This is a genomic window from Actinoallomurus liliacearum, from assembly GCF_039542035.1.
Lineage (GTDB): Bacteria > Actinomycetota > Actinomycetes > Streptosporangiales > Streptosporangiaceae > Actinoallomurus > Actinoallomurus liliacearum.
The window spans coordinates 82,550-108,602 of record NZ_BAABHJ010000023.1 but is presented as its reverse complement, the minus strand read 5'-3'; the positions used below and the strand labels follow the sequence as shown (position 1 = coordinate 108,602).

Annotated in this window: 25 protein-coding genes; 8 read left to right on the top strand and 17 right to left on the bottom strand. The window is 71.8% G+C overall.

Annotated features, from left to right (window positions below; all coding sequences use genetic code 11):
- Window positions 1–30: 30 nt before the first annotated feature.
- From ABD978_RS28605 to rpsB, 5 genes are read right to left on the bottom strand one after another with little or no spacing between them, the layout of a single operon-like run.
- Window positions 31–906: a phosphatidate cytidylyltransferase gene (locus ABD978_RS28605; RefSeq protein WP_345361297.1), complete on the bottom strand. Its 876-nt coding sequence runs from the start codon at window positions 904–906 to the stop codon at window positions 31–33.
- On the bottom strand, window positions 906–1,463 hold the full coding sequence (frr, locus tag ABD978_RS28600) for a ribosome recycling factor (protein ID WP_345361294.1): 558 nt from the start codon (window positions 1,461–1,463) through the stop codon (window positions 906–908). The genes ABD978_RS28605 and frr overlap by 1 nt, the downstream gene beginning before the upstream one ends.
- Window positions 1,464–1,477: 14 nt before the next feature.
- Window positions 1,478–2,245, bottom strand: coding sequence for a UMP kinase (gene pyrH, locus ABD978_RS28595; protein WP_345361291.1), 768 nt, complete (start codon window positions 2,243–2,245; stop codon window positions 1,478–1,480).
- A gap of 52 nt (window positions 2,246–2,297) precedes the next feature.
- A complete protein-coding gene (gene tsf / locus ABD978_RS28590) occupies window positions 2,298–3,134 on the bottom strand; it encodes a translation elongation factor Ts (RefSeq protein WP_345361288.1) in 837 nt (278 codons plus the stop codon).
- Window positions 3,135–3,170: 36 nt separating this feature from the next.
- Window positions 3,171–4,106, bottom strand: a complete 936-nt coding sequence (rpsB, locus tag ABD978_RS28585) for a 30S ribosomal protein S2 (RefSeq protein ID WP_345361285.1) — start codon at window positions 4,104–4,106, stop codon at window positions 3,171–3,173.
- Between the two features lie 278 nt (window positions 4,107–4,384).
- On the opposite strand from rpsB, the gene ABD978_RS28580 reads away from it, so the two are divergent.
- Both ABD978_RS28580 and ABD978_RS44035 read left to right on the top strand, forming a co-directional pair.
- A complete protein-coding gene (locus ABD978_RS28580) occupies window positions 4,385–5,305 on the top strand; it encodes a M23 family metallopeptidase (protein WP_345361282.1) in 921 nt (306 codons plus the stop codon).
- 98 nt (window positions 5,306–5,403) lie between these two features.
- Window positions 5,404–5,673, top strand: a complete 270-nt coding sequence (locus tag ABD978_RS44035) for a pentapeptide repeat-containing protein (RefSeq protein ID WP_425550780.1) — start codon at window positions 5,404–5,406, stop codon at window positions 5,671–5,673.
- Between the two features lie 250 nt (window positions 5,674–5,923).
- Here the strand turns inward: ABD978_RS44035 and ABD978_RS28575 are convergent, their stop codons facing one another.
- Window positions 5,924–6,964 (bottom strand): tyrosine recombinase XerC, encoded by a 1,041-nt coding sequence (locus ABD978_RS28575; protein WP_345361279.1) that lies wholly within the window; start codon window positions 6,962–6,964, stop codon window positions 5,924–5,926.
- Window positions 6,965–7,450: 486 nt separating this feature from the next.
- Here ABD978_RS28575 and ABD978_RS28570 point away from each other — a divergent pair, with 486 nt between their 5' ends.
- From ABD978_RS28570 to dprA, 3 genes are read left to right on the top strand one after another with little or no spacing between them, the layout of a single operon-like run.
- On the top strand, window positions 7,451–7,807 hold the full coding sequence (locus tag ABD978_RS28570) for a YraN family protein (protein ID WP_345361276.1): 357 nt from the start codon (window positions 7,451–7,453) through the stop codon (window positions 7,805–7,807).
- A 2-nt stretch (window positions 7,808–7,809) separates the two neighbouring features.
- Window positions 7,810–9,372 carry a YifB family Mg chelatase-like AAA ATPase gene (locus tag ABD978_RS28565; RefSeq protein WP_345361273.1) on the top strand — a complete coding sequence of 521 codons (1,563 nt, stop codon included), beginning with the start codon at window positions 7,810–7,812 and terminating at the stop codon, window positions 9,370–9,372.
- 36 nt (window positions 9,373–9,408) lie between these two features.
- A complete protein-coding gene (dprA, locus tag ABD978_RS28560; protein ID WP_345361270.1) occupies window positions 9,409–10,680 on the top strand; it encodes a DNA-processing protein DprA in 1,272 nt (423 codons plus the stop codon).
- Window positions 10,681–11,035: 355 nt separating this feature from the next.
- On the opposite strand, the gene ABD978_RS28555 is transcribed toward dprA, so the two are convergent.
- The 8 genes from ABD978_RS28555 to rpsP form a co-directional block, all read right to left on the bottom strand.
- The gene (locus ABD978_RS28555) at window positions 11,036–11,347 is read right to left on the bottom strand and encodes a DUF2469 domain-containing protein (RefSeq protein ID WP_345361267.1); all 312 of its coding nucleotides are present in this window, start codon (window positions 11,345–11,347) and stop codon (window positions 11,036–11,038) included.
- 27 nt (window positions 11,348–11,374) lie between these two features.
- Window positions 11,375–12,136, bottom strand: coding sequence for a ribonuclease HII (locus ABD978_RS28550; RefSeq protein ID WP_345362473.1), 762 nt, complete (start codon window positions 12,134–12,136; stop codon window positions 11,375–11,377).
- Between the two features lie 75 nt (window positions 12,137–12,211).
- The gene (lepB, locus tag ABD978_RS28545; protein ID WP_345361264.1) at window positions 12,212–13,246 is read right to left on the bottom strand and encodes a signal peptidase I; all 1,035 of its coding nucleotides are present in this window, start codon (window positions 13,244–13,246) and stop codon (window positions 12,212–12,214) included.
- A gap of 146 nt (window positions 13,247–13,392) precedes the next feature.
- Window positions 13,393–13,743, bottom strand: a complete 351-nt coding sequence (gene rplS, locus ABD978_RS28540) for a 50S ribosomal protein L19 (protein WP_252807910.1) — start codon at window positions 13,741–13,743, stop codon at window positions 13,393–13,395.
- A 106-nt stretch (window positions 13,744–13,849) separates the two neighbouring features.
- Entirely contained in the window at window positions 13,850–14,623 is a 774-nt protein-coding gene (gene trmD, locus ABD978_RS28535) for a tRNA (guanosine(37)-N1)-methyltransferase TrmD (protein WP_345361260.1), read from the bottom strand.
- An 85-nt stretch (window positions 14,624–14,708) separates the two neighbouring features.
- Complete coding sequence (gene rimM / locus ABD978_RS28530) at window positions 14,709–15,209, bottom strand: ribosome maturation factor RimM (RefSeq protein ID WP_345361257.1); 501 nt, start codon at window positions 15,207–15,209, stop codon at window positions 14,709–14,711.
- 55 nt (window positions 15,210–15,264) lie between these two features.
- Window positions 15,265–15,507 (bottom strand): RNA-binding protein, encoded by a 243-nt coding sequence (locus ABD978_RS28525; protein WP_252776333.1) that lies wholly within the window; start codon window positions 15,505–15,507, stop codon window positions 15,265–15,267.
- Between the two features lies 1 nt (window position 15,508).
- Window positions 15,509–15,976 (bottom strand): 30S ribosomal protein S16, encoded by a 468-nt coding sequence (gene rpsP / locus ABD978_RS28520; RefSeq protein ID WP_345361253.1) that lies wholly within the window; start codon window positions 15,974–15,976, stop codon window positions 15,509–15,511.
- 297 nt (window positions 15,977–16,273) lie between these two features.
- Between rpsP and ABD978_RS28515 the strand changes: the two genes are divergently transcribed.
- Window positions 16,274–17,875 carry an aldehyde dehydrogenase (NADP(+)) gene (locus tag ABD978_RS28515; protein WP_345361250.1) on the top strand — a complete coding sequence of 534 codons (1,602 nt, stop codon included), beginning with the start codon at window positions 16,274–16,276 and terminating at the stop codon, window positions 17,873–17,875.
- Between the two features lie 42 nt (window positions 17,876–17,917).
- Entirely contained in the window at window positions 17,918–18,337 is a 420-nt protein-coding gene (locus ABD978_RS28510; protein ID WP_345361247.1) for a hypothetical protein, read from the top strand.
- Here ABD978_RS28510 and ffh read toward each other — a convergent pair.
- Window positions 18,277–19,830, bottom strand: a complete 1,554-nt coding sequence (gene ffh, locus ABD978_RS28505) for a signal recognition particle protein (protein ID WP_345361244.1) — start codon at window positions 19,828–19,830, stop codon at window positions 18,277–18,279. The genes ABD978_RS28510 and ffh overlap by 61 nt on opposite strands.
- Window positions 19,831–20,080: 250 nt before the next feature.
- Here ffh and ABD978_RS28500 point away from each other — a divergent pair, with 250 nt between their 5' ends.
- The gene (locus ABD978_RS28500) at window positions 20,081–21,736 is read left to right on the top strand and encodes an acetolactate synthase large subunit (protein WP_345361241.1); all 1,656 of its coding nucleotides are present in this window, start codon (window positions 20,081–20,083) and stop codon (window positions 21,734–21,736) included.
- 313 nt (window positions 21,737–22,049) lie between these two features.
- Here ABD978_RS28500 and ABD978_RS28495 read toward each other — a convergent pair whose 3' ends face one another.
- Together ABD978_RS28495 and ABD978_RS28490 are read right to left on the bottom strand one after the other, a co-directional pair.
- Window positions 22,050–23,459, bottom strand: coding sequence for a hypothetical protein (locus ABD978_RS28495; RefSeq protein ID WP_345361238.1), 1,410 nt, complete (start codon window positions 23,457–23,459; stop codon window positions 22,050–22,052).
- A 107-nt stretch (window positions 23,460–23,566) separates the two neighbouring features.
- Window positions 23,567–26,053 carry a [protein-PII] uridylyltransferase gene (locus tag ABD978_RS28490; protein WP_345361235.1) on the bottom strand — a complete coding sequence of 829 codons (2,487 nt, stop codon included), beginning with the start codon at window positions 26,051–26,053 and terminating at the stop codon, window positions 23,567–23,569.

Sequence of the window (26,053 nt, the reverse complement as noted above, 5' to 3'; positions counted from 1 at the left end):
CGCCCGGGACGGCTAAGGCCGTAGGGCGACTCAGGCCGGAACGAACGCCTGGAAGAGCAGCCAGACGACGGGCACGGTCGCGAGCAGGGAGTCGAGGCGGTCCATGACGCCGCCGTGCTCGGGCAGCAGGGTTCCCATGTCCTTGATGCCGAGATCCCGCTTGATCATCGACTCGATGAGGTCGCCGAGCGTGGCGGAGCAGACGGCGGCGGCACCGACGAGGATCCCCTGCCACCAGGCGCCGTCCAGCAGCCAGGGCAGCAGCAGGGCGCCGACCACCATGCACGTCAGCGACGAGCCGGCGAACCCCTCCCAGGTCTTCTTCGGGCTGATCGCCGGGGCCATCTTGTGCGCGCCCAGGAACGAGCCCGCGAAGAAGCCGCCGATGTCGCTGGCGATCGTCACCGCGATGAAGACGATGATGCGGTCGGGGCCGTCGTCCGCGGCGAGCATGAGGACCACGAACCCGGCGAGGAACGGGACGTACGCGGCGGCGAACACGCTCGCCGTCGCGTCCCGGACGTACCCCTCCTGGCCTCCCGGCAGCCGCCACAGCAGGATCGCCAGCACCGTCAGGGCGAACGTCGCCACCAGGGCGGTCGTCCCCCAGAAGTAGGTGCAGACCAGCATCGCCAGGCCGCCCGCCATGAGCGGGACCTGCGCGATCCGGATGTCCCGCGTCGCGAACGCCCGGATGAGCTCCCACACGGCGACGCCGAGGAAGACCACGACGACGCCGAGGAAGATCTCCTTGACGGTGTAGAGGGACACCAGCACCACGGCGCCCAGCGCCAGGCCGACCCCGACCGCGATGGGGAGGTTCCGGCCTGGTCTACGCTTCTTGCCCGTTTCCGCCTGTACCTCCGGGATCTCCGGTGCGGGCGGGTGGGCCTGCTCGAGTCCCACTAGACCTCGAGCAGCTCGGCTTTCTTGTGCTCGAGCAGCTCGTCGATCTTGGCGACGTGCCTGTGCGTGAAGTCGTCCAGCTCCTTCTCCGCCCGGCGCACGTCGTCCTCGCCCGCGTCGCCACCCTTGGCGAGCTTGTCGAGGGCGTCCTTGGCGTGGCGGCGGATGTTACGGATCGAGACCCGCGCGTCCTCCGCCTTGTGCCCGGCCACCTTGATGAACTCCTTGCGGCGCTCCTCGGACAGCTCCGGGAACACCACCCGGATGATCTTCCCGTCGTTGCCCGGGTTGACACCGAGGTCGCTCTCGCGGATGGCCTTCTCGATCGCGGCCAGCGACGACGCGTCGTACGGCTGGACGATCACCATGCGCGCCTCGGGCAGCGTGAACGACGCCAGCTGGTTGATCGGCGTCGGCGTCCCGTAGTAGTCCGCCGTGATCTTGTTGAACATCGCAGGCGTCACGCGGCCGGTACGGATGCCGTTGAAGTCATCCTTGGCGACCGTGACGGCCTTCTCCATCTTGTCCTCGGCCTCGAGGAGGATCTCGTCGATCACCTTCGGCTCCTGTTTCAGCTCTCCGCCGGACTTACCAATGTGCCGATCTTCTCACCGCGGACGGCCCGCACGATATTGCCCTGACCCATCAGGTCGAAGACCACGATGGGCAGGCCATTGTCCATGCAGAGACTGATCGCGGTGGCGTCCATGACCTTCAGACCACGCTTCAGAACCTCGCCGTACTCGAGCCGGTCGAACCGGAAGGCGTCCGGGTTCTTCTTCGGGTCGGCGTCGTACACGCCGTCGACCTGGGTGCCCTTCAGCACGGCGTCAGCGTTGATCTCGAGCGCCCGCTGCGCCGCCGCCGTGTCGGTGGAGAAGAACGGCTGGCCGAGGCCGGCGCCGAAGATCACCACACGGCCCTTCTCGAGGTGGCGGATGGCCCGGCGCGGGATGTACGGCTCCGCGACCTGCCCCATCGTGATCGCCGTCTGCACCCGCGTGTCCAGGCCGAGCTTGTTCTCGAGGAAGTCCTGGAGCGCGAGACAGTTGATCACGGTGCCGAGCATGCCCATGTAGTCGCTGCGGGCGCGGTCCATGCCCTGCGCCGACATCTGCGCGCCGCGGAACATGTTGCCGCCGCCGCAGACCACCGCGACCTGCACGCCCTCCCGTACGACCTCGGCGATCGCCTCGGCGATGTACCGTACGACCGCCGGATCGATGCCGAGCGCCTCGCCACCGGCGAACGCCTCGCCGGAGAGCTTCAGCAGCACCCGCTTCCAGCCATGATGAGACGACGGAGCCGCCGTCGTGTCGGTCGTCTTACTGTCCTGCACGGCGGCGGCTCCTTCGTTGTCTCTCAGCGGCTGGGCGTCCTCGGGGCGGATCTTAGAGCTGACCGACCCGGAACCGGGCGAAGCGCTGAACGTTCACCCCGGCGTCCTGCAGGACCTTACCGACCGACTTCTTCGGGTCCTTCACGAACGGCTGCTCGACCAGGACGAAGTCCTTGAAGTAGGCCTTCACCCGGCCCTCGACGATCTTCGGGATCGCCTGCTCGGGCTTGCCCTCGTCGCGGGTGATCTGCTCGGCGAGCGCCCGCTCCTTGGCCACGACGTCGGCCGGGACGTCGTCGTTGGTGAGGTACTTCGGGGACATCGCCGCGATCTGCTGCGCGATCTCCTTGGCCACCTCGGGGGCCTCGGTGTCGAGCTCGACCAGCACGCCGGTCGCCGGCGGCAGCGACGGGTCGGACTTGTGCAGGTAGCTGGCGACGTACGCGCCCTTGAAGTGGGCGAAACGGCCCAGCTCGAGCTTCTCACCGATCTTGGCGCTGTTCTCGTCGATCAGCTGCTGAACGGTCTTGCCCGGCTCGATCTCGGCGGCCAGCAGGGCGTCGCGGTCGGCCACGTCGCTGTTCGTGGCGAACTCGACGATCTTGTCGGCCAGGGCGATGAACCCCTCGTTCTTGGCGACGAAGTCGGTCTCGCAGTTAAGCTCGAGGATCGCGCCGTCACCGGAACCGTTGAAGTGCTCGGCGACCAGGCCGTTCGCGGCGGTGCGCTCGGCGCGCTTGCCGACGTCCTTGGCGCCCTTGAGACGCAGCAGCTCGACCGCCTTGTCGAAGTCGCCCTCGGCCTCTTCGAGCGCCTTCTTACAGGCCATCATCCCGGAACCGGTCGTGTCCCGGAGCTTCTTGACGTCGGCGGCGGTGAAGTTCGCCATTGTGGTCTTGTCTCTCTCGTCGTCAGTCGTGGGCCGTCAGGAGTCCGAGCCGGCCTGCGGCTGCTCGGCCGGCGCGGCCTCCGGAGCCTCGGCCGGCGCGGCCTCCGCAGCCTCGGCCTGCGGAGCCTCGGCCTGCGGAGCCTCGGCCTGCGCCTGCGGAGCGGCCTCGGCCGCCTCGCCGGACTCGCCCTTGCTCTCCAGCAGCTCGCGCTCCCACTCGGGCAGCGGCTCCTCCGCGCCCACGGCGGCGGGCTTCTCGTCGCCCGACGGCGCGGCACCGGCGCGGGCCATCAGGCCGTCGGCGACGGCGTCCGCGACCACGCGGGTCAGCAGGCTGACGCTGCGGATGGCGTCGTCGTTGCCCGGGATCGGGTAGTCGACCTCGTCCGGGTCGCAGTTGGTGTCGAGGATCGCCACCACCGGGATGCCCAGCTTGCGGGCCTCGTTGACGGCGATGTGCTCCTTCTTGGTGTCGCAGACCCACACCGCGCTCGGCACCCGGGCCATGTCGCGGATACCACCGAGGGTGCGCTCGAGCTTGTCCTTCTCACGCTTGCGCATGAGAAGCTCCTTCTTCGTCATGCCCGAGCCGGCGACGTCGTCGTAGTCGAGCTCCTCGAGCTCCTTCAGACGCGTCAGGCGCTTGTGCACGGTGGAGAAGTTGGTGAGCATGCCGCCCAGCCAGCGCTGGTTGACGAACGGCATGCCGACGCGCTGCGCCTGCTCCGCGATCGACTCCTGCGCCTGCTTCTTCGTGCCGACGAACAGGATCGTGCCGCCGTGGGCGACCGTCTCCTTGATGAAGTCGAAGGCGCGGTCGATGTAGGACAGCGACTGCTGCAGGTCGATGATGTAGATGCCGTTGCGCTCGGTGAAGATGAAACGCTTCATCTTCGGGTTCCACCGGCGGGTCTGGTGCCCGAAGTGGACGCCGCTCTCGAGCAGCTGCTTCATGGTGACGACGGGTGTCATGCCCGTGGTCCTCCTGTCCGGCCCAGTCGTTCTCTGGGCCACGTTCCGGTTGTTCTGCGTCCGTGCGCACCCCTGCCATGACGCCTGTCATGGACCGTGAGGGCCGCCCCACCAAATGATCGGTGGCCGGCGGACGCGTGGATTCGGTCATGCGACCGTTGAGGCAAGTGTACCGGCGGCTCACCCCGCCGTGGACTCCGCGCCTCCAACCCGAGGTTTTCCACAGCTTGCGTCCGGGCCCTGCCCTGGGCGGGATGGAGGCGAGCATGCTGTGCCCCATGGTCTTGCCCGCAACGCTCCTGGTCATCGCGGTGTCTCCCGCCCGGATCACCGCGCCCGGCGCCGGACCGCCGGGGTGGCAGTGGCCGTTACGCCCGCCCCCGCGGGTGGTGCGCGGCTTCGATCCGCCCGCTCATCCCTGGGAGTCCGGGCACCGGGGAGTCGACCTCGCCACGCCTCCGGGCCGGCCCGTCTTCGCCGCCGGCCCGGGCCGGGTCGCCTTCGCCCGCGACCTGGCGGGCCGCGGCGTGATCACCATCGTCCACGGCGCCCTTCGCACCACCTATCTCCCCGTACGCCCGACCGTCCGCGCGGGGCAGCTCGTGCCGGCGGGCGCCCGGATCGGCGTGGTCGAGGCGATCCTCGGACACTGCGGACAGGACGGCTGCCTGCACTGGGGTCTCCTGCGCGGCGACTCCTATCTCGACCCGCTGTCCGTCCTCGGCCTGGGCCCCGTACGCCTTCTCCCGTGGTGGCGCTCTGGGGCGAGTGCCACGATGACCGGCGACGGAGGTCGAGGACCGTACTCGCCGACCGTCCGCGCCCAGCCGACCGAAGATTCTCCGGCTCGCCGACGGGCCGGTCGCCCGCCCGCCGCACGGCCGGACGCCCCGCCCCCGGCGACGGCTCCGGGCGACCCATTCATGGGGGCGGCTCCGGACGACCCCTTGACGGGGACGGCACTGGACCACCCCTTGGCGGGGGCGGCTCCGGACGGCACGGCACCGGCGACGCGACCGGTCGGCGCGACGACCGGCATCGGTGCGGCCGTCGACCCCGTCGTCATCACCGCGGCCGCGGGTCTCGCCCTCTTCGGCCTCCGCGCCCGCCGTCGGAGGAATCGGATCCCCACTCGCGCTCGCCGCCACGACCGTCGGGTCCCCACCCACATCACAGCTCGCTCAAGGGGCTCGACGTGACGCGAACGGAGGGATCACAGCACGGCCGCACCGCGACGTCCCGCCGCACCACCTGACCACCGGGCCGACCCGGGTCTGAACGCGATCGTGAGCGTCTCATCGCCGCGGACCTGCGGAACGCCGACCTGCGCATGGCCGACCTCATCGGCGCCGACCTGCGCGACGCGTACGTCCAAGCCGCCGTCGGCCTCGATCGTCTTGGCCGCCGCGGCGACAGACGCGTCGTACCCGACCAGGCGACGCGGTTCGAGCTCCCCGGACCGCCCGCTGCCCGCTGCCGGGCTCAGGTGTCCTCGGGTGGCTCCGACACTCCTCGGGGGCCTCCGAGACCGCGCCGCCGGCTCCGGCGCGCGCCGAAGGCTCGGTGATCACGGCCACGAATCGGTCGAAGAGTCACAGGTCGCCGCCTGATCGAGACGTTCACCGAGCGATCCGTATGGCCACCGCTCGCGGGAGGGCGGTGCCGATCACGTGCGCCTGCTCACCGACACAGTCGCGTCACGCTCGCGGCAAGACGGTGTCGACCACTCCCGACCACTCACCGGCACAGCCGCGTCACGCTCGTGGGGTAGGCCGTGGCGCGATGACGTGCGGCTGCTCGCCGGCGGGAGGCGCGCGTCACGCTCTCGGATGGGCCTGCCGGTAGGCGGCCCTCAGCCGCTCCGCCGAGACGTGGGTGTACACCTGCGTGGTCGCCAAGGAGGAGTGTCCGAGGATCTCCTGGACGCTGCGCAGATCCGCGCCGCCTTCCAGGAGATGGGTGGCCGCGCTGTGTCGAAGGCCGTGCGGGCCCATGTCCGGCAGGCCCAGTTCCGCGAGCCGGTCATGCAGGGCACGACGGACGACGGTGGGGTGCACCCGGCCCCCGCGGGTACCGAGGAACAGCGCCGGGCCGCTGTTTCCGCGTACGAGGCCGGGACGGCCCTGCGCCAACCATGCCTCCACCGCTCGGGCGGCGGGCGCGCTCATCGGCACCGTCCGCTCCTTGTCGCCTTTACCGATCACCCGGATCGTACGGCGGGCGCTGTCGACGTCATCGACGTCCAGGCCGCACAACTCCCCGATCCGGATGCCCGAGCCGTACAGCAGTTCGAACACGGCCTGATCGCGGAGGACGAGGGCGTCTGCGGGACCGTCCGCGCCCGCTCCAGGAGCGTCATCGATGGCACCGTCCCGGTCCGCTCCGGGATCGTTCCCCTCGTCATCGCCCGTTCTGCGGGCCGGTCTCCGGTCGAGCAGGGCGGTGGCCTCATCCTGGCGCAGCACTCGTGGCAGGCTCCTCCCCTGCTTCGGCGTGCCGAGCAACGGGCCGGGATCGGTCGGCAGCAGGCCCCGGCGGTGGGCGTAGGCCGTGAACACCCGTGCCGAGGCCGTCCGGCGGGCGAGCGTCGCCCGTGACCTGCCGAGCGCATGCTGCGCGGCCAGCCAGGCCCGCAACATCCGGACGTCGAGGCCGGCCAGGTCCCCGAGCCCCATCCGCCGGGCGTGCGCGAGAAGATCGGCGATGTCGCCCAGGTAGGCGCGCACGGTGTGGCCGGACAGACCGCGTTCCGCCCGCAGGTGCCGCTCGAACTCGGCGAGCAATGCGCCGAACGCTTCGCCGCCCTCCGTATCGAGCGTCTGCCGGTCCTCCACGCCGATCTCTTCAGCGACCTCCACAGCCGCTTCCCCGGCCGGCTCCACGGCGGTCTGTTGAGCGACCTCCACAGCGGCGTCGCCGGCAGGGCCCGCGCCGATGTCTTCAGTGACCTCCGCGGTGGCATCCCCGGCAGGATCCGCGCCGCTCCGCTCACCGGACGTCCTGGCGCGCTTCGCTCCGGCCTCATCGCCGCGCGTCGTAGGGATCTTCGCGGCGGACCTCTCGCTCGCCCCCGTTCCGGGCCCCTCGGGTGCGTGCTCGCCGTCGAGCCGCACGCTGGTCTCCCGGTCCGTTTCCATGGCGCTCCCTCGGCGACTCGTCGCTGCCGGAACCGCGATCCCGCCGGGCGCGGACGCCGGCGGCACGGCCCACCGTACGGAGGACACCCTGCGCGACTCGGAACGGTGAGGCAAGCGCCCGCACCGCGCGGCGACTTATCCACAGAACGGAGTTCGGTCGACACGGACGGTGGGCGTTCCGGCACCGTCGACTCCGGAGGTGAGCACATGCTCGCGAAGGACACGCTCGGGCGGCAGGGTGAGCAGGCCGCAGCCGATCACCTGACCCGGCTCGGCTGGCAGATCCTCGATCGCAACTGGCGTTGCGGCGAAGGCGAGTTGGACATCGTGGCCCGCGACGGCACCGAGTTGGTGGTGTGCGAGGTCAAAACCCGCTCCAGCGCCGCGTTCGGCACGCCTGCCGAGGCGGTGACTCCGGCCAAGGCCGCGCGATTACGGCGCCTCGCGGGCCGCTGGCTGGCCGCGCACGGCGTCGGCCACGCCACCGCCCGCATCGACGTCATCGGCCTGCTCGCCGACGGGCCCGGCCGCTTCACCGTCGACCATCTGAAGGGAGTGTGCTGACGATGGCACTGGCCCGAACTCGCGCAGTCGCGCTGCTGGGCGTCGACGGGGCACTCGTCGACGTCGAGGCGGCCATCACCAGCGGCGTTCCGGGCCTGCACCTCGTGGGCCTGCCCGACGCCGCGCTGAACGAGGCGCGCAGCCGCGCCCGGGCGGCGATCCTCAACAGCGGTGAGCAGTGGCCCAACCGGCACGTCACGGTCAGCCTGTTCCCCGCGAGCATGCCGAAGCGGGGCAGCGGTTTCGACGTCGCCATCGCCGTGGCGCTGCTGGGCGCGGAGGACGCGTTCCCCACCAGGGCGTGCGCGGACATGGTGATGATCGGCGAGCTGGGGCTCGACGGCCGGGTCCGTCCCGTGGCGGGGGTGCTGCCCGCCGTCCTCGCCGCCGCGGAGGCGGGCGCCGACACGGTCGTGGTGCCGAGGGCGAACCTCGCCGAGGCCTCACTCGTTCCGGGCGTCCGGGTCATCGGGGTGCATTCGCTCCGGGCGCTGGTGTGCCGCCTCCGTGACCAGCCGCCGCCGGAGGAGGAGGCCGACGATCCGGCCGAGGAGGAGGCGGCGCCGTCGCGGCTGAACGGCCTGGCGGCGCGTTCGCGGGCGCGGCGCGGTGATCTGGACCTGGCGGACGTGCGCGGCCAGGCCGACGCGCGCAAGGTGCTGGAGGTCAGCGCCGCCGGTGGCCATCATCTCCTGCTCACCGGTCCGCCGGGATGCGGGAAGACCATGCTGGCCGAGCGTCTGCCCACCCTGCTGCCGGAGCTCGACCACGACGCCGCCCTGGAGGTAACCGCCATCCACTCGGTCGCGGGCGGTCTCCCGGCCGGGCAGCCGCTGATCACCCATCCGCCCTTCTGCGCTCCGCACCACACCGCGTCCCGGGCCGCCCTGGTCGGCGGAGGCAGTAACCGGCTGATCCAGCCGGGGGCGGTGTCGTTGGCGCACCGAGGCGTTCTCTTCCTCGATGAGAGCCCCGAATTCGCCGGTGGGGTGCTGGACGCCTTACGCCAGCCGCTGGAGGAGGGAGAGGTGGTCATCGCCCGGTCCGGGGCGACGGCCCGATTTCCGGCGCGGTTCACGCTGTTGCTGGCGGCGAATCGCTGCCCGTGCGCGGCGGCCAAGTCTCGCGACTGCAAGTGCCCGCCGACGATACGGGAGCGGTATCTCGCCCGCCTATCGGGGCCGTTGCTCGACCGGATCGATCTCAAGGCCGATTTGAAAGAGGTGAGCCGTGCGGAGCTGCGATACGACCTGCAGCTGGCCGAGTCCAGCGCGACGGTCGCCGAGCGGGTCCTGGTCGCTCGCGATCGGGCCCGCCGGCGGCTGGCCGACCTCCCCTGGCGCACCAACGCCGACGTTCCCGGCCGGGAGCTTCGGCGCCGGTTCGCGCCACCGGATCGGGTGCTCGCGGCACTCGACGGGCCGTTGGCCGACGGGCGGCTCAGCGCACGCGGCCTCGACCGCGTCGTGCGTGTCGCGTGGACCCTCGCCGACCTGGCCGGAAAGGACGCTCCGACCGCGAGCCAGGTCGACGAGGCGTTCGGGCTCTGGCAAGGGCGCTCCTGACAGCGCCGCACTCACATCGGTCCCCGAGGAGGCACGATGATCGCAGCGGAGGAACGGCTCGCCCGCGCCCTCCTGACCCGCATCGCGGAGCCCGGCGACGAGCTGTTAGGGCGTCTCATCGCAAAGGAGGGTGCGATCGGCGCGCTGGACGTCATCCGCTCGGATTCACTGCCGGCCACTGATCCCAGCGATCCCGGCGATCCGACGGGTCCGGCTAGTCCGGCTAGTCCGGCCGGTCCGGCTAGTCCGGCCGGTCCGGCTAGTCCGGCCGGTCCGGCTAGTCCGGCCGGTCTGTCCGGTCCGGCCGGTCTCGGTAAGGACGGTGTGGCCCGGCGGTTCGCCGCCTGGCGTGCCCGGTTGCCCGATGCCGAGCCGCAGCGTCTCCTGGCCGCGTGCGACGCGCTGCAGGGTCGGCTGGTGTGCCCGGGAGACGCGGAGTGGCCGACCCAGCTCGACGATCTCGGTGACCGCCGGCCGTACGCACTGTGGGTGCGCGGCGATCAGGATCTCCGGTTCGGCTGTCTGCGCTCCGTGGCGATCGTGGGCGCCCGCGCCGCCACCTCCTACGGGATCAACGTCGCCGCCGAGATGGCCGCCGAGCTGGCCGATCGGGGATGGACGGTGGTGAGCGGAGGCGCGTACGGCATCGACGCGGCGGCGCATCGCGGGGTGCTCGCGGCGGACGGCCTGACCGTGGCCGTGTTCGCCTGCGGGTTCGACGTGACGTATCCGAGTTCCCACGCCGGGCTGTTCACGGAGATCGCCCGCCATGGCCTGCTGGTCAGCGAGCTGCCGCCCGGTGCGCCACCGACCCGCGGCCGCTTCCTGGTGCGCAACCGGACGATCGCAGCGCTGACCCGCGGCACGGTGGTCGTCGAGGCGGCGCGCCGGAGCGGAGCGATCAGCACGGCACGACACGCCCGCGACCTCCGCCGCGCCGTCATGGTCGTGCCCGGACCGGTGACGTCGGCGGCGTCCGCCGGCTGTCATGTCCTGCTGCGGGAGTGGGGCGAGGCCGTCTGCGTCACCGACACGGCGGAGGTTCTGGACCTGGTCGGTCTCATCGGCGACGACCTCGCGCCCGAGCGACGAGGCCCCGTCCTCGACCGCGACCGGCTCGACCCGGTGACCAGAGACGTCCTGGAGGCGATTCCCGCGCGCGGCGGAGCGGGTACGGCGCGGATCGCGGTGTCCGCGGGCGTCGATCTCGACACCGCGCTCGCCGGCCTGGGCGCCCTGTCGGCCGCCGGGTTCGTCGAGCGATGCGCGAAGGGATGGAAACTACGCCGCCGTCCCCCAGACCGCTGAACCCCCGCGCCCCGTCACGAAAGGCCAGTGGTGCCCCGATCCGAAAGACCGATGCCCGGCCCGAAAGACCCGCGCCCGGTCCCGAGGCGGGTGCCCCATCCCGAAGGTCTATACCTGTTCCCGGAGGTCGACGCGCTGTTCCCAAGGCGGGCACCCCGCCCCGAAGGTCGACGCCTGTTCCGGAAGGCCCGAAGGCCGACGCCTGTTCCCGAGGGCCGACGCGCCGCTCCGGAACGTCGACGCGCCGTTCCCGGAGGTCGACGCGCCGTTCGCGGAGGCCGTTCGCGGCGGCTCGAGATGGGTGATCACACGTGGGCGGGCGGACCCTCGGGTGCCGCCCGCCCACGGAGCCGCGTCAGCTGTTGGGCAGCTCCAGATCGCTCTTGGCCAGTTCCTCGATGTTCACGTCTTTGAAGGTCACAACCCGAACATTCTTCACGAAGCGCGCCGGGCGGTACATGTCCCAAACCCACGCGTCCTGCATCGTCACTTCGAAGAAGGTCTCGCCGTTGTCGGTGCTGCGCACCTGCAGATCGACGGTGTTGGTGAGATAGAACCGCCGCTCGGTCTCGACGACATACGTGAAGAGGCCGACCACATCGCGGTATTCGCGGTAGAGCTGGAGCTCCATCTCGGTCTCGTACTTCTCGAGGTCTTCTGCGCTCATACTCGCGTTCCCTCCCCGAACCGCGGCTCAGGCGACGTCCGCCTGGTCGGCGGTGTCCTCATAGTGTGACGCCTCCCAATCGATCTCCCCAGCGTCTGAGGCATCGATTTCCGGTCCCGCCTCCGCCGCGACCGCCCGGGCCACATTGACGAAGGAGAGCCGATGTTCAGGACAAGGTCCATGCTCCTCCAACGCAGCGGCGTGCGCACGAGTGACGTACCCCTTGTGAACGCCGAAACCGTACATCGGATAACGCTCGTGCAACTCCATCATGATCCGGTCTCGGGTCACCTTCGCCACGATCGACGCCGCGGCGACGCAGGCCGCCACTCGATCGCCCTTCGGCACCGGAAGCCCGGGGGCGCAGATGCCCGGCACCCGGAATCCGTCCGTCAGGACGTAACCGGGCTCCACGCTCAGCGCCGCGAGCGCCCGCCGCATTCCCGCGATGTTGCAGCGGTGCACACCCACCCGGTCGATCTCCTCGCGCGGCACGATGAGGGCGTGCCACGCCATGGCCGTGGTCGTGATCTCCTCGTACAGGCGCTCCCGGCGCGCGGCGGTGAGCAGTTTCGAATCCGCGAGCCCCTCGATGCGGCGGCGGCGCTCCGGCGCGAGGATCACGGCCGCGACGACCAGCGGCCCGGCGCACGCGCCGCGACCGGCCTCGTCGACGCCGGCCACCGGCCCGAGGCCGCAGCGTTCCACCACTCGCTCGTAGGCGTACAGGCCGACATCCCGTCGGGGGGTGAGACCACGAGGACGGTGGGCTCGGACATCGATGTACACATCAGGCAGGGTACGTCGCACGGGGGCCCGGCCGAAGCGGAACACCGCGCGCTGCGGGAGCATCAGCGTGGCCGGTCACTCCGTGGCGCGCCGGAGGCGTCGGCGACCGAGGAACGAACCGGCACGGCGGCGACGCCTGCGCAGCAGCGTCACCGGCAGCGCGCCGGCGAACCCCATCGCCAGCGGGATCGCCGGCAGTGCGCCGTTGGCGAGCGCGAGGCCCGGCTGGCCGAACGTCTTCGGGATCGACAGGAGCTTGACGCGGGTGACGGGCCAGACGACGACGAACGCTCGGCCGACGACACGGTTCTCGGGGATCGTGCCGCCGCCGGGGTCACCCAGGTGCCCGCGGGAGTCGTAGGACACCTCGCGGTGGTCGCCCATCACCCAGAGCCGGCCCGCAGGGACGGTGATCTTGAACTTGCTGTCGGACGGCTTGTTCTGCTCGTGGGTCACCGGGTCGGTGTAGAGATAGCCCGTTTCTTCGAGCGGATGGCCGTTGACGGTCACGCGTCCCTGAGCGTCGCAGCAGGCCACGTGGTCGCCGGGAACGCCGATGACCCGCTTGATGTAGTCCTTCTCGCCGGGGACGACGCCGAAGGCGCTGCCGACCGCGTGCAGGACCTTCGACACCGGGTTGCTCGGCTTCGAATACTGGACCTCCGGGTCCCAGGAGTCCAGGCCGTTGAAGACGACCACGTCCCCGCGCTTGATGTCGCGCGTGTGGTAGACGATCTTGTTGACCAGGACCCGGTCGCCGACCTTGAGGGTGTTCTCCATCGACTGCGACGGGATGTAGAACGCCTGGACCGCGAAGGCCTTGATGACCATGGCGAGCGCGAGGGCGACGCCGATCAGGATCGGCAGTTCCTTCCAGAAGGAGCCCTGCTTCTTCTTCCGCGAGCCCTTGCCGGCGTCGGCGCCGTCCGCATCATCCGGTCCGGCCGGCGCGGATTCCTCCGGCTCGTCGGCCTTCTCGTCCGCCGATCGCGGGTCTCCCGACTCCCGATCGGCGGAGTGCGCGCCCTCCCGGCCGTTCTGTGATGCGTCGTGGCGCGTGTCACCGGCGGTGGCCGCGGGCTCGCGCAGGCCCTGCTCGTCGTCAGTCATCAGGGGAAGCCTAATGCCCGCGAGGCCTGACGGAGGCCAACGTCAGCGTGTCGTCTGCCGTGTACGCCGAAATCCTCGGTCGCCGCAATGACAGGCCCCGGCGCGTCGGTCGACGGGCCGGGGCCGAAGGCGGGGATGGAGCCCGCTCAGTTGTCGCGCTTCTCCTTGATGCGGGCGGCCTTGCCGCGCAGCTCGCGGAGGTAGTAGAGCTTGGCACGCCGGACGTCACCGCGGGTGACGACCTCGATCTTGTCGATGGACGGGCTGTTGAGCGGGAAGGTCCGCTCGACGCCGACGCCGTAGCTCACCTTACGAACGGTGAACGTCTCACGAGCGCCGCCGCCCTGACGCCGGATCACCACGCCCTGGAAGACCTGGATGCGGCTCCGGTTGCCCTCGGTCACGCGCACGTGAACCTTGAGCGTGTCACCCGGGCGGAAGTCCGGTACGTCAGACCGCATCGCGGCCTTCTCGATCTCCTGGATCAGGGTGTGCATGACTGCGGTTCCTCGTGGTGAAACGCGCGCGGCCAGGGGCCGCCGACGCGCGATGGGATCTTCTGGAAGTCTGAACACGCCCAGCGTCGAACACTGGGGTGACGTCTCAGTGTGCCATACGTTCGGCGTCAACCGGAAAACCGGCCTCCGCGAGTGCCCGGCGGTCGGCCTCGTCGAGCGGGTTCCGGCCGATCAGTTCGGGTCGTCTCGCGGCGGTGCGCCGCAGCGCCTGATCACGTCGCCAGCGGGCGATCGCGCCGTGGTTTCCGGACATGAGCACGTCGGGGACGTCGCGCCCGCGCCAGGTCGCCGGCTTGGTGTAGACGGGCCCTTCGAGCAGGGCCTCCATCCGGCCCGGCGCGAAGGAGTCGTCGGTCACCGAGTCGGCGTTCCCGAGTACGCCGGGCAGCAGCCGGGAGACGGCCTCGACGATCACGAGGACCGCCACCTCGCCGCCGGCCAGGACGTAGTCGCCGATGCTGACCTCGTCGACCGGCATCCGCTCCCGGGCGTCCTCGATGACCCTGGCGTCGATGCCCTCGTATCGCCCGCACGCGAAGACGAGCCAGGGCTCGGCGGCGTACTCGACGGCGAGTTCCTGGGTGAAGGGGCGACCGCTCGGCGTCGGGACGACGAGACGCGCGCTCGATGGCGGCGGCACCACGGCGTCCAGCGCCTCGCCCCACGGCTCCGGCTTCATCACCATGCCGGGACCGCCGCCGTACGGCGTGTCGTCGACGGTGCGGTGCCGGTCGTGCGCCCAGCCTCGAAGATCGTGCACGTGGACGTCGACGTCGCCGCGCCGCCGCGCCTTGCCCAGGAGGGAGACGTCGAGCGGCGCGAAGTACTCGGGAAAGATGGTGACGATGTCGAGTCTCATGGGCGCTCCATGGGTCCTGTGTCTCAAGTCTGCGCGCCACGGCGGCCGTCGGACGCCGCCGGGCGGCGGGCGTCCGCGGCGGGTGTCATTCGAACAGGCCGGGCGGGGGGTCGATGACGATCCGTCCGCCGGGCACGTCGACCTCGGGGACGAGGGCGCGTACGAACGGCACGAGCGCGTCGCCACCGGGACGCCGGACGACCAGGAGGTCCTGGCCGAGGTGCTCGACGTCCACGACCTCGCCCACCTCGGTGCCGTCGAGGGTCACCGCGACGAGACCGATGAGCTCCTGGTCGTGGAACTCGTCCGGGTCCGCGCTGGGCGAGATGTCGGAGGAGTCGACCAGCAGGAGGGTGCCGCGCAGCGTCTCGGCGGCCGTGCGGTCGTCCACTCCGGCGAACCGCACGAGGAGGCGGCCGGCGTGCGGCCGTACGGACTCGATGGTCAACGGGCCCAGGCGCGCCGGGTCGGTGACGAGTGACGACCCCGGCGCGAACCGCGCGCCGGGGTCATCGGTGCTCGTCTCGACGCTCACCTCGCCGCGGACCCCATGGGCCCGGCCGACACGGCCGACGGCGAGCAGCATCAAGCCGCTCCGCGGGCGGTCCGACCGCTCCGGCGGAGAATGCCGACCGCGAGCACTATCGGGCCTCGTTGAGGTCGAGAAGGTCGACGCGGATGTACCGACCGCCCGCGAGGGCGCCGATCACCGTACGCAAAGCCTTGGCCGTACGGCCGTTGCGGCCGATGACCTTGCCGAGGTCGTCGGGGTGCACGCGCACCTCGAGAACCCGGCCGTTGCGAAGCCGGCGGGCGCGCACCCGGACGTCGTCCGGGTGCTCCACGATTCCGCGGACCAGGTGCTCGAGCGCCTCCTCGAGCACCTTAGGCCTCGCTCTTGGCTTCGGAGGTCTCCTCGGCCGACGCCGACTCCTCCACCTCGCTCTTGGCCTTCTTCGGCTCGGTCTTCTTCTTGGACTTGGGCGTGGTCGCCTTGCCCTCGGCGTCGTCCAGGGTCTCCTTGACGGCGGCCTGGAAGGCCTCCTGCTTGTCGGGCCTGGGCTCGGCGACCTTCAGCGTGCCCTCCGCGCCCGGCTCGCCCTTGAACTTCTGCCAGTCGCCGGTGATCTTCAGGATCGACAGGACCGGCTCGGTCGGCTGGGCGCCAACGCCCAGCCAGTACTGCACCCGCTCGGAGTCGACCTCGATGAGCGAGGGCTCCTCCTTCGGGTGGTACTTGCCGATCTCCTCGATCGCGCGCCCGTCACGCTTGGTGCGGGAGTCGGCGACGACGATCCGGTAGTACGGAGCCCGGATCTTCCCCAGACGCTTGAGCTTGATCTTGACTGCCACGGGTGTGGTGTTCTCCAGATTCGAAATGGACGAGCGGATCAGTCCCAGGTGGGGACCGGAACCGCCGCTCGGAAGGACACCGTCGCGCACAGGTGAGAGAGGGCCCTGTCCGGTTCGGTTTTCCAGCCTGCCATTCTGCCAGACGATGGCGGCGAAGTGGCAATCGATCAGCGCGCCGCGCGTCACGACCGGCGATCGACCGGTGACGGGCGTGCGATCCGCCCGTGGAAGCCCGCGAGGTGAGGGTAGGCGACGATGGAATCGCTGACCGTTGTGCGAAGAAAGTGGGCTGAGCCGATGACCGTACATGACACGACGTCCACTCTGACCGGAGATCAGCTGATCGGCGCGCAGGACGTGCCCGGCACCGGAGAGGAGTTCCACGCCGTCGATCCGCGGACCGGCGAGCGCCTCGAGCCGGCGTACCGTTTCGGCGGAGCGGCCGACGTCGCCCGCGCCGCCGCCCTGGCCTGGGACGCGTTCGGCACGTACCGGAACACCGATCAGGAGACCCGGGCCGCGTTCCTGGAGGGGGTCGCCGACCGGATCGACGCGCTCGGCGCGGAGCTGATCGACCGGGTCACCGCCGAGACCGGCATCCCGGAGGCCCGTGTCACGGGCGAGCTGGCGCGGACCACCAACCAGTTGCGGCTGTTCGCGCGGGTCGTCCGGGACGGTGGCTGGCTCGGCGCCCGTGTCGACCCGGCCATTCCCGACCGTACCCCGCTGCCCCGGCCGGACCTGCGGCAACGGCGGATCCCGCTGGGCCCCGTGGCGGTGTTCGCGGCGAGCAACTTCCCGCTGGCCTTCTCCGTCGCCGGTGGCGACACGGCGTCGGCGCTGGCCGCGGGCGCCCCGGTGGTGGTCAAGGCGCACCCGGCGCATCCGGGCACCTCCGAGCTGGTCGGCCGGGCGATCCGGGCCGCGGTGGCCGAGCACGGCCTGCCGGAGGGCACATTCTCGCTGCTACAGGGCGGCCGTGAGCTCGGCGTGGCGCTGGTCACCGATCCGCGGATCCGGGCCGTCGGCTTCACCGGTTCCCGGCAGGGCGGCCTGGCGCTGGTCGCGGCCGCCGCGGCGCGTCCCGTGCCGATCCCGGTGTACGCCGAGATGTCCAGCGTGAACCCGGTGTTCCTGCTGCCCGGCGCGCTCCAGGAGAAGGCCAAGGACCTCGGCCCGGCGTACGTCGCCTCCCTGACCACCGGGGCCGGCCAGCTGTGCACGAGCCCCGGCTTGGTCTTCGCCGTCGAGGGCGACGGGCTGGACTCGTTCGTCGAGTCGGCGTCGGCGGCGCTCGCTGAGACGGCGGCGGCCCCGATGCTGAACGCGGGCATCCGGCAGGCGTACGACGACGGGATCCGGCGGCTGGCGGGCACGGACGCGGTGACCGAGGTGGCGCGCGGCGGCGACGACCCGGCGATCGCCTGCGGCGGGCGCGCCGCGCTGTTCGTCACCGACGGGGACGCCTTCCTGGCCGACCGGTCGCTCCAGGACGAGGTCTTCGGCGCCGCGTCGATCGTCGTACGGGTGCGCGACCACGCCCAGCTCCTGCGGATCGCCGAGGCTCTCGAGGGCCAGCTCACCGCGACCGTGCACGCGACGCCGGAGGATCACGGGCAGGCCGCCGAACTGCTGCCGCTGCTGGAGCTGATCGCCGGGCGGGTGGTGTTCAACGGCTGGCCGACGGGCGTCGAGGTCGGGCACGCGGTCGTGCACGGCGGGCCGTTCCCCGCCACCTCGGCACCGGCCACCACGTCGGTCGGGACCCGGGCGATCGAACGCTTCCTGCGTCCGGTCGGCTACCAGGACGCGCCTGCGGCGCTGCTGCCCGCCGAGCTTCGCGACGGGAACCCGCTGGGCATCTGGCGCCGCGTCGACGGCGAACTCGGCCGCGACTGATCATCCGTCCGCGCGGGGCGTGCGGTCCGTCCGGTGGTCCGGATGAGACGTACGTCCCGCGGCGGCCGGCCCGCCGCGCACCTGCGGCCCGGCCGACCCCCGGAAGACGGCGGTACGGGGCGGGCTCCCGTCCAGGCCCACATCGCCGACACCGCCCGAGGGCGACGGCCCGCCGCCGCCCTCCGACCGGGCGACACGCCCGGCGTCGCCCGAGGCCGCGCACCCGAATACGGCCGCGTGCCCGGCTTCGCGTGCCGTACGCCCAGCGCGGCGTGCCGTACGCCCGGCGCGGCGTGCCGTACGCCCGGCGCGGCGTGCCGTACGCCCGGCGCGGCGTGCCGTACGCCCGGCGCGGCGTGCCGTACGCCCGGCGCGGCGTGCCGTACGCCCGGCGCGGCGTGTTACTTCTTCTTTCCCTGGAGCTTGGACAGGTCGGGCATCTGGAACCCGGGCGGCAACTGACCCGGCACCCCTCCCCCAAGGCCGGGCGGGAGGCCCTGGGGCGCGCCGTCGGCATGCTGCGTCTTCTTGCCCGCCGCCTCCTGGGCGCGCTTGCGCGGGTCGCCGCTGCGCTGCTTGCCCTTGCCCTTGTTCTTCTTGGCGGCCGCCTTGACCTGCTTGCGCCGGGTGCCCGGCATGCCGGGGATGCCCATGCCGCCGGCCACCTGACGCATCATCTTCTGCGCGTCGAAGAACCGGGTGACGAGGTTGTTGACCTCGGTGACGCTCACGCCGGAGCCGCGCGCGATGCGGGCCCGCCGCGAGCCATTGATGATCTTGGGGTTCTGCCGCTCCTCGGGCGTCATCGAGTTGATGATGCCGCCGATCCGGTCGAGGTCACGGTCGTCGATCTGGTCGATCTGCTGCCGCATCTGCCCCATGCCCGGCATCATGCCCAGGAGGTTCTTGATCGGGCCGAGCTTGCGGATCATCTGCATCTGCTCGAGGAAGTCCTCGAGGCTGAAGTCCTCCCCCGAAGCGAACTTCGAGGTCATCTTCTCGGCCTGCTCGGCGTCGAACGCCTTCTCGGCCTGCTCGATGAGGGTGAGGATGTCACCCATGTCGAGGATCCGGCCCGCCATGCGGTCCGGGTGGAAGACGTCGAAGTCCTCGAGCTTCTCGCCGGTGGACGCGAACATGATCGGCCGGCCGGTGATGTGCCGGACCGACAGCGCCGCGCCGCCACGGGCGTCACCGTCGAGTTTGGTCAGCACGACGCCGTCGAAGCCGACGCCGTCGAGGAACGCCTGCGCGGTGACGACGGCGTCCTGGCCGATCATCGCGTCGACGACGAACAGGATCTCGTCGGGGCGGACCGCGTCGCGGATGTCGGCCGCCTGGCGCATCATGTCCTCGTCGATGCCGAGGCGGCCCGCGGTGTCGATGACGACCACGTCGTGCTGGGCGTGCCGGGCGTGCTCGATCGACCGGCGGGCGACCTCGATCGGGTCGCCGACGCCGTTGCCGGGCTCCGGTGCGTACACCGCGGTGCCCGCCCGCTCGCCGAGCACCTGCAGCTGCTGGACCGCGTTGGGCCGCTGGAGGTCGGCGGCGACGAGCAGCGGCGCGTGCCCCTCGCTCTTCAGCCAGCGGGCGAGCTTGCCGGCGAGGGTGGTCTTACCGGCGCCCTGCAGACCCGCCAGCATGATCACGGTCGGCGGGGTCTTGGCGAACCGCACGCGGCGCGTCTCGCCACCGAGGACGTTGACGAGCTCCTCGTTGACGATCTTGACGACCTGCTGGGCCGGATTCAGCGCCTGCGAGACCTCCGAGCCGCGGGCCCGCTCTTTGATCTGCGCGATGAAGTCCTTGACGACGGGCAGCGCGACGTCGGCCTCGAGCAGGGCGATGCGGATCTCGCGCGCGGTCGCGTTGATGTCGGCCTCGGACAGCTTGCCCTTGCTGCGCAGCGAGGAGAAGACCGTAGTCAGCCGGTCGGAAAGCGTCTCGAACACGTGTCTGGACCAGTCCTAGGGTGCTTCGGGGATCGACCCTCAACACTATCCGCTCGGCGGCCCCCGGATGGCCGACCGCCACCGATCACTCTCGCACGGCGTGCGCGGTCTCACCAGAGGCCGCCGGCGGCCCGGCGAGCCCCTCGTCATCGTTCCGAGCGTGGGATCGGCCACATCGCGGAATGCGAACCCGATCAGCGCGCTTGCCCCAGATAGGTGAACATGCCGGTGAAAAGGGGAGGAATTCCGCATGGACCCGCAGGTGGAGGCCGCTCGACTCCTGGTCCGCTGCCTGGAGGCGGAAGGCGTCGAGTACGTCTTCGGCATCCCGGGTGAGGAGAACATCCACTTCGTCGACGCTCTGAACGAATCCTCGATCCGATACATCCTCGTACGCCACGAGCAGGGCGCCGCGTTCATGGCGGAGATGTACGGGCGGCTGACCGGCCGTCCGGGCGTCGCCTCCGCGACGCTGGGACCGGGCGCGATCAACCTGCAGCTCGGCGTCGCCGACGCGACCACCAACAGCACCCCCGTCGTCGCGATCTCCGCGCAGGTCGGCCTGGACCGCATCTACAAGGAGTCGCACCAGATCATCGACCTGGTCTCGCTGTTCCGGCCGATCACCAAGTGGTCCGACATGGCGCCGAGGCCGGAGGCCCTGCCGGAGATGGTGCGCAAGGCGTTCAAGGTGGCGCAGACCGAACGGCCCGGCGCGGTCTACCTGGCCATCCCCGAGGACGTCGAGTCGGCCAAGGTCGACCCGTCTCTCAAGCCACTGCCGATCAACATCGTGCGCCCGGAGGAGCCCTCCGCGTCGCAGGTCGCCCGCGCCGCCGACGTCATCGCGCTCTCCCGGCAGCCGATCATCCTGGCGGGGCACGGCGCGACCCGCAACCGCGCGAGCCACGAGCTGATCCGCATGTCCGAACGCCTCGGGATCCCGGTGGCGACGACGTTCAACGGCAAGGGCGTCTTCCCCGACGATCACGACCACGCGCTGGGCGCGGTCGGCTTCATGCGCCACGACTACGTGAACTTCGGCTTCGACGAGGCCGACGTGCTGATCTGCGTCGGGTACGAGCTCCAGGAGTTCGATCCCGTCAAGATCAACCCGCACGCCGACAAGAAGATCATCCACATTCACCGGTTCCCGGCCGAGGTCGACGACCACTACCCCGTCGCGGTCGGCATCCAGGGCGACATTCGCAACTCGCTGCGGGCGCTCACCGACGCCGTACGCCGCCGCTTCGACTCCCGGGGCACCGGCGAGAAGATCCGGCGGATGATCGACGAGGAACTCGAGCGCGGCCGCCACGAGGACCGGTTCCCGATGTCGCCGCGCCGGATCGTCACCGACATCCGCGAGGCCATGGGCCGCAAGGACATCGTCCTGGCCGACACCGGCGCCGTGAAGATGTGGATGGCGCGGATGTACCCCACGTACGAGCCCAACACACTGCTCGTGTCCAACGGCCTGTCCTCGATGGGCTTCGCGGTGCCGGGCGCGCTCGCGGCCAAGCTCGCCTTCCCCAACCGGCACATACTTGCCGCGACCGGCGACGGCGCGTTCCTGATGAACTCCCAAGAGCTGGAGACGGCCGTCCGCGAGAAGCTCCCGATCACCGTGCTGATCTGGGAGGACAAGGCGTACGGGCTGATCGAGTGGAAGATGGACCTGGAGATGGGCCACGACTCCAACGTGGAGTTCGGCAACCCGGACTTCGTCAAGTACGCCGAGAGCTTCGGCGCCCGGGGCTACCGGGTCGAGTCGGCGGACGCTCTCCTGCCGACCCTCCGGCAGGCCCTGGAGGAGGACACCGTCTCGGTGATCACAGTTCCGGTCGACTACTCGGAGAACCTCCGGCTCACCTCCAAGCTCGGCGAACTCACCGATCCTTTCTGAACCAGGCCCAGAGGACCTCCGCCGCCGGTTCTGCACCAGATCCGCAGAAGAGCGAATGCCGCCGGCGCCGCCCGACTTGCACCGGTTCGCCGCTTCGGACGGCCGGAGCGCATGGCGTTCACCGAGACCTTCGCGTCCCGGCACGGCACCCGTCCCAGCGCCGCTCGGCCGGCTGCACCCGGCTGAGTGGCGGCTGGCGGGCGCGCGGTCGAGGGCGTTCGCCCGGCCGCATCTGGCCGGCAGTGGCCGGATGCGGTGCCGGCCGGGCGGGGTGAGGCCGTGCGACGCCGCCCGCGTCGGAGGCGAGAGCGTGTCAGCGGGCGGAGATGGCGGCGGTGTACAGGACGGCGGTCGGGTCCTGCTGGGTCAGTGTCGCGGGCGTGGGGCCGGAGACGAATGACGCGCCGGGTTGGTCGTCCTGACCGAGGAAGAACGCCCGGTTGATCGCCTGCACCTTGATCGTCGCTCCGGTGTCCGTGCTCGTGGCGGGCACCCTGATGCCGATGATCTCGGCGACGTCGGACGGCTTCGTTCCGGGCGGGAGCTGGACCGTCGTCGCCGCGGGCAGGTCCCGGTTGATGGACCGGTCGGGGAACAGGTGGTCCGAGCGGTACAGCGTCGGGTCGCCCTTGAGCCGTACGCCGATGGACAGCCCGACCCAGTCGGTGCCGTTCGGCGGGTCGATGGTCTGCTTGCGGACGACGAGGTAGAGGTAGTCGCGAGGGTCGGCGATCAGGGTCTGGGAGGTCGTCGGCGGGTCCGCCGCGACCCGGCCCTCCCGGTGCGCCTCCGCCGCCGCCACCCAGTACGTCCACGGGTTTCGGTCCATGATCTGCTCGCGGGCCTCCGTGGTCGCGTCGAGCGTCTGCGCGGTGGACAGCGAGAACCGCATCGGGTCGTCGACCTTGTCGCAGATGTTGTTGTTCAGCGTGCAGGTCTGCAGCAGCGGGTGATCGCCCTCGTACGTGCCCGCGAACGGCTGCGTGACGTGGTTCGGCGCCTGAAAGACGGCGGTTCCGGGCACCCGCCTGCCGTGCGCGTCCACCTCCACCTGGTAGATCCACTCGATGTCCGTCGTACGGCCCCAGCGCGCCATGAGCTGCGGGGTGGACGTGCCGCCGTCCTCGTTGCTCCAGATGTAGGAGTACGTCAGCAGGCGGTGCCCCGGCGTCGCGGCGGGGACGTCCTCGTGCCAGGCGACCAGCGGAGTGTCGGTGGCGGCGTTCTGGAACGGCCCGGTCGAGGTGCTGCCCGTGCCGTTGCGGCCGTACAGCACGGGCGCGTGAGCGAGGTCGGTGTACGCCGGCGACCCGGCCGCGACGGTGCGGAACGCCACGCCGCTCACCCGGACGGTCCGCCCGAATGAGCGGTCGGCGGCCAGGCGGAGCCGCAGCGTGTGGCGGCCGGCCCGCAGGCGGCCGAGGGCGAACTCCCGCTTGATCGGGAACGCGGCGGGGACCACGTCGTCGGTGGCGTACCTGCCGTCGACGAACAGCGACAGGACCGCCGACTCACGGCCCTGGACGGCCCAGGACACGCCCGGGGCCGCCGCGGTGACGGCGGCGAGCACCTCGCCGTCGTGTCCGGTCCGGAACGTGATCGTACGGTCGTGACCTCGGTCGACGGCGCGGGCGCCGACCGCGTCGGCGGGCGTCGCGGCGGTTCCCGCGAGGGCGAGGGTGAGGACCGGCACGGCCGCGCGGGTGAGCAGAACGTTGGGCACGCAGACCTCCTGAGGATCTTCGATCTCCAGGAGCCTCACCCGGACCGCGAGCACCGTCAATGGGCCGCACGGCCAGTTCCGGTGATCTTCATCCGGCGGTCAACGGTTCAGCGGACGACCTCGAGGACGGCCTCGCGGATCGTCTCCCGCAGGTCGCGGTCGGCGAGCGGGCGCCCCTCGTCGTCCACCACGTAGAAGACGTCGACGGCCTCGGCGCCGAGCGTCTCCACCCGGGCCGCGCGGACCTGCACGCCGCAGGAACCGAGGGCGTGCCCGATGCGCCACAGCAGGCCGGGCCGGTCGTGGGCGCGCACCTCCATGACGGTCGCGGTGTTCGAGGCGTCGTCGAGGAGGATGACGCGCGGCGGGGGCACCGGCACGCCCTTACGGGGCCGGTACGACCGGGCGCGGCGCTCCAGCCGCGCCGCGACGTCGAGCCGTCCGGCGAGGACCCGGCGAAGGTCGGCCTCGAGCGCGGCCGGATCGGGGCCGGAGCCGTACTCCGGGACGGCGATGAACTCGAGCACGGCCGTGTCGGCCTGGGTCGTACGGCCGCCCGGTCCGTCGCCCACCGCACGACCGCCAGGTCCGTCGCCCACCGTACGGCCGCCAGGTCCATCGCTCTCCGGACGGCCGCCGGGTTCGTCGGCTTCCGTGCGGCCGCCGGGTCTGTCGGCTTCCGTGCGGCCGCTCGGCCGGTCGGGCTCCGGACCGGGGGCCGGCGCCCAGGACATCGCGCGGGCGCCGCGGACGGCGAGGCGGTGCAGGGCGAGGACGCCGGCCGCCTGCCAGAGCAGGCCGGAGCGGTCGGGGGCGGCGATCGTGATCCGGGAGCCGGCGACGCGCACGGCGCCGCCGCCGTGGCGGGCGAGGGCGAGCTGTTCCGGGGTCGGGCCGGGCGCGACGGGCGGCGGCGCTCCGGCGAGCACGGCGGCGACGCGGCGGGCGAGCTCCGCGACCAGGCGGGCCTTCCACCCGCCCCACGCCGCCGGTCCGGTGGCCTGCCCGTCCGCGATGGCGAGGGCGGCGAGGGTCTCGAGCACGACCGGGTCGCCGACGGTCCTGGCCACCGTCTCGATGGTGACCGGATCGTCGAGGTCGCGGCGGGTCGCGGTCTCCGGCAGCAGGAGGTGGTGCCGGACGATCGACTCCAGCGCCCGTACGTCGGCGGCGTCGAAGCCGAGACGCCGGCCGAGGTCGCGGGCCATGACCGCGCCGGTACGGGAGTGGTCCCCGGGCCAGCCCTTGCCGATGTCGTGCAGCAGGGCCCCGACCAGGAGGAGGTCGGGCCGGGCCACGTCACGGGTGTGCGCGGCGGCGCGGGCGGCCGTCTCCACGAGGTGCCGGTCCACGGTGTACGTGTGCACGGGGTTGCGCTGTGGCCGGTTCCGGACGCGCTCCCAGTCGGGCAGGAGCCGGACGATCAGGCCCGCCTGGTCGAGCGCCTCCCACACCCCGACCGCGGGCGGGCCGGCGCCGAGGAGGGTGACCAGCGCGTCGCGGGCGGCGGGAGGCCAGGGGTCGGGGAGCGGCGCCGTCTCCGCCGCCAGTCGCTCGACGGTGGCCGTGGCGAGCGGCAGGCCCGCCTGCGCGGCCGCGGCGGCGGCCCGGAGCACGAGCACGGGGTCCCTGCGCGCGTCGGCGCCCAGCGCGAGAACGACCTCCCCGTCCTGCTCGACGACGCCGTCGGCGAGCGGTCTACGGACGGGGCGGCCCGGCGGGGAGCAGAAGCGCGCCACCGTCCGCCACATCTGGTCGGCGGCGTAAGTGATCGTGCGGGCGGCCTCGGCGACCGCGCGCAGCAGGGCGTGCGCGTCCAGCAGCCCGAGGGCGCCCGCGACGGCGTCCTGCTCCTGCAGGACGAGACGGTCGCCGCCGCGACCGGTCTGCTCGTGCAGCACGTGGCGGACGTCGAGCAGCAGGTCGTACGCCGCCCGGACCGCGTCCGTGGGGCCGGGCGCCACCCACGCCGCCGCGACCGCCTGGATCGCGTGGACGTCGCGCAGCCCGCCGTGGGACTCCTTCAGGTCGGGTTCCAGGAGGAAGGCCAGCTCCCCGTATCGGCTCCAGCGCGAGCGTGACATCTCCCGCAGCTCCGGGAGCCGCCGCCGGGCGTCCGCCCGCCAGTCCGCGAGCACCGCCTCGCGCAGCTCGCGGGTCAGGGCAGGGTCGCCGGCGAGGTGCCGGGCGGAGATCAGGCCCAGCGCGGCCTTCATGTCCTCGCGGGCGACGGCGCGCGCCTCCTCTGGGGTGCGTACCGAGTGGTCGAGGCGCCGGCCGGAGTCCCAGATCGGGTACCAGAGGCGGTCGGCGAGGGCGGAGACGTCCGGCCGGTCCCGGTGCAGGAGGACCAGGTCCAGGTCGCCGCCGGGGGTGAGCTCCTCCCGCCCGTGGCTGCCGACGGCGACGAGTGCGACGTCGGCCTCGGCGCCGAGCAGGCGGGCGAGCTCGCGGTCCAGGTCACGGGCGCGGTCGGCCCGTGCCGCCCCGAGCGCGGCACGGGCCTCGGCCGTCGCCGACGTCCGGGAGAGGGCACGGCCCGGCGGGACGACCCCGCCCGCCGGGCCGTGCGTCTCCCCGATCACGTCCGCCAC

Bases quoted from the DNA above. Each gene is read 5' to 3' on its own strand.
- ABD978_RS28565 (WP_345361273.1), top strand. From the start codon at position 7,810: ATGGCACTGGCCCGAACTCGCGCAGTCGCGCTGCTGGGCGTCGACGGG.
- ABD978_RS28555 (WP_345361267.1), bottom strand. From the start codon at position 11,347: ATGAGCGCAGAAGACCTCGAGAAGTACGAGACCGAGATGGAGCTCCAG.
- rimM (WP_345361257.1), bottom strand. From the start codon at position 15,209: ATGCTGCTCGCCGTCGGCCGTGTCGGCCGGGCCCATGGGGTCCGCGGC.
- lepB (WP_345361264.1), bottom strand. From the start codon at position 13,246: ATGACTGACGACGAGCAGGGCCTGCGCGAGCCCGCGGCCACCGCCGGT.
- dprA (WP_345361270.1), top strand. From the start codon at position 9,409: ATGATCGCAGCGGAGGAACGGCTCGCCCGCGCCCTCCTGACCCGCATC.
- ABD978_RS28510 (WP_345361247.1), top strand. From the start codon at position 17,918: ATGAGACGTACGTCCCGCGGCGGCCGGCCCGCCGCGCACCTGCGGCCC.
- ABD978_RS28515 (WP_345361250.1), top strand. From the start codon at position 16,274: ATGACCGTACATGACACGACGTCCACTCTGACCGGAGATCAGCTGATC.
- trmD (WP_345361260.1), bottom strand. From the start codon at position 14,623: ATGAGACTCGACATCGTCACCATCTTTCCCGAGTACTTCGCGCCGCTC.
- ABD978_RS28580 (WP_345361282.1), top strand. From the start codon at position 4,385: ATGGTCTTGCCCGCAACGCTCCTGGTCATCGCGGTGTCTCCCGCCCGG.
- rplS (WP_252807910.1), bottom strand. From the start codon at position 13,743: ATGCACACCCTGATCCAGGAGATCGAGAAGGCCGCGATGCGGTCTGAC.
- ABD978_RS28570 (WP_345361276.1), top strand. From the start codon at position 7,451: ATGCTCGCGAAGGACACGCTCGGGCGGCAGGGTGAGCAGGCCGCAGCC.
- tsf (WP_345361288.1), bottom strand. From the start codon at position 3,134: ATGGCGAACTTCACCGCCGCCGACGTCAAGAAGCTCCGGGACACGACC.
- rpsB (WP_345361285.1), bottom strand. From the start codon at position 4,106: ATGACACCCGTCGTCACCATGAAGCAGCTGCTCGAGAGCGGCGTCCAC.
- ABD978_RS28500 (WP_345361241.1), top strand. From the start codon at position 20,081: ATGGACCCGCAGGTGGAGGCCGCTCGACTCCTGGTCCGCTGCCTGGAG.